The sequence below is a fragment of the Nocardioides sp. genome (assembly GCF_031422975.1).
Classification (GTDB): domain Bacteria; phylum Actinomycetota; class Actinomycetes; order Propionibacteriales; family Nocardioidaceae; genus Nocardioides.
On sequence record NZ_JANPEO010000604.1, the window covers coordinates 1 to 5,938 of the forward strand.

7 protein-coding genes are annotated in these 5,938 nt (G+C 70.8%); 3 read left to right on the forward strand and 4 right to left on the reverse strand.

Features of this window, described 5'->3' with window-relative positions:
• Both RMO85_RS17925 and RMO85_RS17930 read left to right on the forward strand, forming a co-directional pair.
• Positions 1–686, forward strand: a 686-nt coding sequence (locus RMO85_RS17925) for a histidine kinase (protein WP_310530080.1), incomplete at its 5' end; no start/stop codon positions are given.
• 76 nt (positions 687–762) lie between these two features.
• The gene (locus RMO85_RS17930; RefSeq protein WP_310530081.1) at positions 763–1,434 is read left to right on the forward strand and encodes a response regulator transcription factor; all 672 of its coding nucleotides are present in this window, start codon (positions 763–765) and stop codon (positions 1,432–1,434) included.
• A 7-nt stretch (positions 1,435–1,441) separates the two neighbouring features.
• Here RMO85_RS17930 and RMO85_RS17935 read toward each other — a convergent pair whose 3' ends face one another.
• Together RMO85_RS17935 and murI are read right to left on the reverse strand one after the other, a co-directional pair.
• Positions 1,442–2,203 (reverse strand): MBL fold metallo-hydrolase, encoded by a 762-nt coding sequence (locus RMO85_RS17935; protein ID WP_310530082.1) that lies wholly within the window; start codon positions 2,201–2,203, stop codon positions 1,442–1,444.
• Between the two features lie 7 nt (positions 2,204–2,210).
• The gene (murI, locus tag RMO85_RS17940; protein WP_310530086.1) at positions 2,211–3,014 is read right to left on the reverse strand and encodes a glutamate racemase; all 804 of its coding nucleotides are present in this window, start codon (positions 3,012–3,014) and stop codon (positions 2,211–2,213) included.
• A gap of 106 nt (positions 3,015–3,120) precedes the next feature.
• On the opposite strand from murI, the gene RMO85_RS17945 reads away from it, so the two are divergent.
• Positions 3,121–4,179, forward strand: coding sequence for an alkaline phosphatase family protein (locus tag RMO85_RS17945; protein ID WP_310530083.1), 1,059 nt, complete (start codon positions 3,121–3,123; stop codon positions 4,177–4,179).
• Here RMO85_RS17945 and RMO85_RS17950 read toward each other — a convergent pair.
• Positions 4,148–4,972, reverse strand: coding sequence for a DUF3152 domain-containing protein (locus RMO85_RS17950; protein WP_310530084.1), 825 nt, complete (start codon positions 4,970–4,972; stop codon positions 4,148–4,150). The genes RMO85_RS17945 and RMO85_RS17950 overlap by 32 nt on opposite strands.
• Before the next feature lie 22 nt (positions 4,973–4,994).
• A partial coding sequence (locus tag RMO85_RS17955) for a cysteine synthase (protein ID WP_310530085.1) occupies positions 4,995–5,938 on the reverse strand: 944 nt, incomplete at its 5' end.

Below are 5,938 nucleotides of genomic sequence, written 5' to 3' on the forward strand. Positions count from 1 at the left end.
CGAACCGGCACGAGCAGGCCCTCGCCGCCGAGCGCGAGCAGGCGCTGGTCGCCGACACGGTTCGCGAGGCCGAGCGCACCCGCATCGCCCGCGAGATGCACGACGTGCTCGCGCACCGGATCACCCAGATCTCCATGCAGGCTGGCGCCCTGGCCTACCGCGAGGACCTCGCAGCCGACCAGCTCCGCGACGGCCTCGGGGAGATCCAGGGCAAGTCCAACGAGGCGATCCACGAGCTCCGCGGTGTGCTGGGCGTGCTCCGCGACGCGGCGACGGGCGAGCCGGTCGAAGGGCCCCAGCCGACGTACTCCGACATCGCATCCCTCATCGCCGAGTCCCGCGAGCACGGCGTCCACGTCGAGTTCAGCGATCGCGTGGACCGCTCGGTCGCAGCAGTCCCCGATGTCGTCGGCCGAGCGCTCTACCGGATCATCCAGGAGGGGTTGACCAACTCCACCAAGCACGCACCGGGCGCCCTTGTGAGCATCGAGCTCAGCGGCTCGCCGGAGCGCGGGATCGACGTCCTGATCCGCAACCCGCTCGGGTTCGCCGACAACACCACACCCGGCGCCGGTCTGGGCCTGGTGGGCCTCGTCGAGCGCGCCGAGCTGCGTGGCGGCACCCTGGTCCACGGTCGCGAGGGCTCGCTGTTCGTGCTGCGCGGATCGATACCGTGGACCGCATGAGTGAGCGAAGCCAGCGAGTCATTCAGCACAGCGCGGCAAGTGCCTCATGCGCGCACGGAGCGAAGCGAGTACGTGCATGAGCAAGCCAGCCACGAAGAGCATCCGGGTGCTCGTGGTCGACGACGACCCGCTGGTGCGGTCCGCACTGGCGCTCATGCTCGGCGGCCAGCCCGACCTGGTTCTCGTCGGCGAGGCCGGCGACGGCGCGGAGGCGCTGGTCATGGTCGAGCGCGAGCGTCCCCAGGTCGTGCTGATGGACATCCGGATGCCCGTCATGAACGGCCTGGACGCGACCAAGGCCGTCCTGCAGCTCGCCCACGCGCCCTCGGTGATCGTGCTGACGACGTTCCACGCCGACGCCTACGTCGTCGCCGCCGTCGCCGCCGGCGCCGACGGCTTCCTGCTCAAGGACACCCCGCCGCACGAGATCGTCAGCGCCGTACGCCGCGTGGCGGACGGTGAGGCGATGCTGTCGCCGGCGGCGACCCGCGCCGTGCTGGAGCAGATGCGCCTCACGCAGCCGCTCGACCGGTCGGCCGTGGCCAAGGAGCGGATGGCGACTCTCACCCTGCGCGAGCGCGAGGTGGCGATCTGTGTCGGTCGGGGGTTGAGCAATGCCGACATCGCCGGCGAGCTGTACCTCTCGGTGCCCACCGTCAAGGCCCATGTCTCGCGGCTCTTCGACAAGCTCCACTCGACCAATCGCGTGCAGATCGCCATGGTCGTCCACGACGCCGGTCTGGTCTGAGCCGAGCTCAGAGCTCGATGACCATCCCCGCCACGGCGAGATCGAGCGGACCGGACCAGGTGGTCCGGGCCTCGGCGAGCGCCACCTGCGGGTCGTGCCAGGGCGGGATGTGCGTGAGCACGAGTCGGCCCACACCCGCCTCGGCGGCGGTGGTGCCGCACTCGGAGCCGGTCAGGTGCAGGTCCGGCGGGTTGACGACACCGTCGCGGAAGGACGCCTCGCAGAGCAGGAGGTCCGCCCCGGCGGCGAGGTCCGTCAGCGCCTGGCAGGGGCCGGTGTCCCCGCTGTAGACCACCGTGCGGTGGCCGACGGTGACCTTGAGGGCGAAGGCGTCGACCGGGTGCGTGACCCTGACGGTCTCGACCACGAACGGTCCGACCCGCACGGGCTCGCCGTGCACGAAGAAGTCGAACTCCTCGGTCATGCCGGGGTCGAGCGGCAGGTCGTAGGCCCGCGCGAGGCGGCCGGGCGTGTCCTGCGGGCCCCACACGGGGATGCGGGGCTGTGGGCCGGTCGGGTGGTACTTGCGCATCACGTAGTAGCCGCACATGTCGAGGCAGTGGTCGGCGTGTAGGTGGCTGAGGAACACGGCGTCGACCCTCAGGGGGTCCGCGTACCGGTGCAGGTGGCCCAGGGAGCCGTTGCCCAGGTCGAGCAGGATGCGGAAGGTGCGACCGTCCTGCTCGGCCTCGAGGAGATAGCAGCTGGCCGGCGACTCGGGGCCGGGGAAGGAGCCGGAGCAGCCGACGACGGTGAGTCGCGCCGTCATGCGGTGCTCACGACAGGCCGCCGGCGAACTGGGAGGCGACGAGCAGCTCGGAGCCGAGGAAGCGACGCCCGATCGTCTCGAACTCGTCCGGGCTGCCGGTGGTGGCGAAGGAGTAGGTCGGCACGCCGGTCTCGCGCATCAGGTCGGTGCGCACCAGCAGCTTGTAGACGTCCTTGGCGCACTCCTCGGCCGAGCTGACCAGCGTGACCTCGTCGCCCATCACCAGCGAGATGACGCCGGTGAGCAGCGGGTAGTGGGTGCAGCCGAGCACGAGGGTGTCGACGCCGGCGTCGACGAGCGGCTGGAGGTATTCGTGGGCGACGTCGATGAGTTCACTGCCGGCAGTCACGCCCTCCTCAACGAAGTCGACGAAGCGAGGGCACGCGCGGGTGAGGAGTTCGACGTGCGGGGCCGCGGCGAACGCGTCGTCGTAGGCCATCGACTCGGCGGTCGCGCGGGTGCAGATCACGCCGATCCGGCCGTTGCGCGACGCCGCGACAGCTCGTCGGGTGGCGGGCAGGATGACTTCGACGACAGGTACGTCGTAGCGCTCCCGTGCGTCGCGCAGCATCGCCGCACTGGCGGAGTTGCAGGCGATCACCAGCGCCTTGACGCCTTCGGCGTAGAGGTGGTCGAGGCACTCGAGGGCGTATTCGCGGACCTCGCTGATCGGCTTGGCGCCGTACGGCTGCCGCGCCGTGTCCCCGACGTAGCGGATCGATTCGTGCGGCAGCTGGTCGATGACCGACCGCGCCACCGTCAGCCCGCCGAAACCGGAGTCGAAGATCCCGATCGGGGCTTTGCGGGTCATGGTGGGCACGGGGGCAAGGCTAGGGCGTGCGGGGTGGGAAAGGCACGCGGTGGGCAGCGTTGGCCCGGTCACACGAGAACGCGTCCGGCACGCTTTGGGTTCTCCCTTGTCGCGTCTCGGTGTCGTCCTGCCTGTCCTGACCCTCGTCCTCTCCGGGGGCATCGCGTGCGCCGCAGCCAGCGAGGCCCCCGACGCGTCACGGTCCGGTGTCGCCGAGCGCCGCCTCGACACCGCCGGTCCGATCGACACGGTGGTGGCCATCTCGATCGACGGCCTCAATCCGATGGCGATCACCAAGCTCGGCAGGAGTGGCGCCCCGGCACTGCACAAGCTGATCCGCACCGGCGCGACCACGCTCAACGCGCGCACCGAGTTCGAGCTGACCGACACCTTGCCCAACCACACGGGCATGGTCACCGGGCGCCGAGTCGAAGCAGCCACCGGCGGTCACGGCGTGACCTGGAACGACGAGCGCCTCACGCCGCCGACCGTCCAGGCCGCGGCCGGCCATGACGTCGCGTCGGTCTTCAACGTGGTCCACGACGCCGGCGGCAGCACCGCCTTCTTCGCCAGCAAGGCGAAGTTCTCCCTCTGGGAGCGGTCCTGGCCCGACGCGATCGACACCGACGTGATCGTCGAGGACAACAGGCGGCTGACGGCGCAGTTCGTCGGCGACCTGACCGCTCGCACGCGCAGCTTCCGCTTCCTGCACCTCTCGGCTCCCGACGTCGCCGGCCACGCCCGCGGCTTCATGAGCCCGGCCTACCTCACGGCAGTGACGGCCACCGACCGCCTCGTGCGCACGGTGATGCGAGCGATCTCGTCGTCACCCACCCTGGCGGGGCACACCGCGGTCATCCTGACGGCCGATCACGGTGGCCGGGGAGCCAGCCATCGCGACCCCGTCCGGCCGGCCAACTACACCGTGCCGTTCATGGTCTGGGGTCCCGACGTCGCGCGCGGCGTCGACCTCTACGCCATCAACCCGACCTACACCAACCCCAGGCGCGATCGCACGACCTACGGCGACGCGCCGATCCGCAACGGGGACGTGGCCAACCTCGCCCTCGACCTGCTCGAGCTCCCCGCCGTCCCCGGCAGCGAGCACGACGCCGCTCAGGACCTGGTCGCGCTCACCGCTCAGCCGCTGTCGGCCACGGGTTGAACCGGCAGCCGTCGAGCCCCTTCGACTGCTGCATCATCACTGGCGCCGCCTGACCCGGTCCGGGACAGCCGGCGTGACCGTGTCCCAGCCAGTGGCCGGTCTCGTGGTTGACCACGAGGTGGCGATAGTTGCGCAGGCCTGCCCGCGCCTGGTTCCACGCCGGTGAGGCGAACTTCCAGCGGTCCTGGTTGATCACCACGAAGCGGCCGACCCGACACGACCAGTACGTCGAGCACTCGGCACCGAAGCTCGGCAGCGTCGACGCCTCCGCCAGCACGAGAGTGAAGTCGCCACCCCTCCCGACCTGACGCAAGGCGATGCCGGCCGCTCGCCAGCCGCGCGCATCGGCGTACGTCTCCTGCGCCAGGCGCTTGAACGTCGCGAGGCTGGTGGTGATCCGGCCACGCGTGGTGACGTCGTAGGTGACGCGTCGCCGCACGGGCACCCGGTAGTCGATCCTGCTCGTGGGCTCGGAGACGGCGGCGGTCCAGGCGAAGCCGTCGGCGCGGACGCGGACCTCGACGGTGAGCCTGGTGGCGACGTCGAGCGCGGTGAGGCGGTAGGTCCGCTCGTGGGCCCGGCGGATCGGCTCGCCGTCGCGCAGCCAGCGGTAGCGGGTCTCGGTGCGCTGCGGCGACCAGCGTCCCGGATCCGCACGCAGGACCTGGCCCTGCCTCGGTGTGCCGCTGATCGCGGGCAGCGTCGTGTTGGTCAACGGCGACAACTCACTGTCGGCGAGCGCGGGCGCGCCGACCAGCACGAGCAGGAGCGCGAGCAGGAGGGCGCGGGGCACGCGCCTCAGCCTAGGGGGTCGGCTAGGCCCAGAGCTGACCGTCGAGGCGGTCCTCGGCCTGGTCGACGGTGCCCTCGTAGGCACCCGTGGAGAGGTACTTCCAGCCGCCGTCGCACACCACGAACGCGATGTCGGCCCGCTCCCCCGCCTTGACGGCCTTCGCGGCCTGGCCGAGCGCGGCGTGCAGGATCGCGCCGGTGGAGATGCCGGCGAAGATGCCCTCGAGCTCGAGGAGCTCACGCACGCGGCGTACGGCGTCCCGGGGGCCGACCGAGAAGCGCGAGTCGATCAGGGTGGCGTCGTAGAGCTCGGGCACGAAACCCTCGTCGAGGTTGCGCAGGCCGTAGACGAGCTCGCCGTAGCGCGGCTCGGCGGCAACGATCCGGACGTCGGGCTTGGCCTCGCGGAAGAAGCGCGAGACGCCCATCAGCGTGCCGGTGGTGCCGAGACCGGCGACGAAGTGGGTGATCTCGGGCAGGTCGGCGAGCAGCTCGGGTCCGGTGCCCTCCTCGTGCGAGAGCGCGTTGGCCTCGTTGCCGTACTGGTAGAGCATCACCCAGTCGGGGTGCTCGCTCGCGACCTGCTTGGCCACGCGTACGGCCTCGTTGGAGCCACCGGCGGCAGGCGAGGAGATGATCTCGGCGCCCCACATGCGGAGCAGCTGACGGCGCTCCTCGGAGGTGTTCTCCGGCATCACACAGACGATGCGATAGCCCTTGAGCTTGGCGGCCATCGCCAGCGAGATGCCGGTGTTGCCGCTGGTCGGCTCCTGGATCGTGCAGCCCGGCCGCAGCAGGCCCTCCTCCTCCGCGGCGAGCACCATCGCCAGGGCGGCGCGGTCTTTCACCGATCCGGTCGGATTTCGGTCTTCCAACTTGGCCCACAGCCGCACATCAGGCGAGGGCGACAAAGCCGGTAAGCCGACCAGCGGGGTATGGCCTACTGACTCGAGTAGCGAGTCGTAAC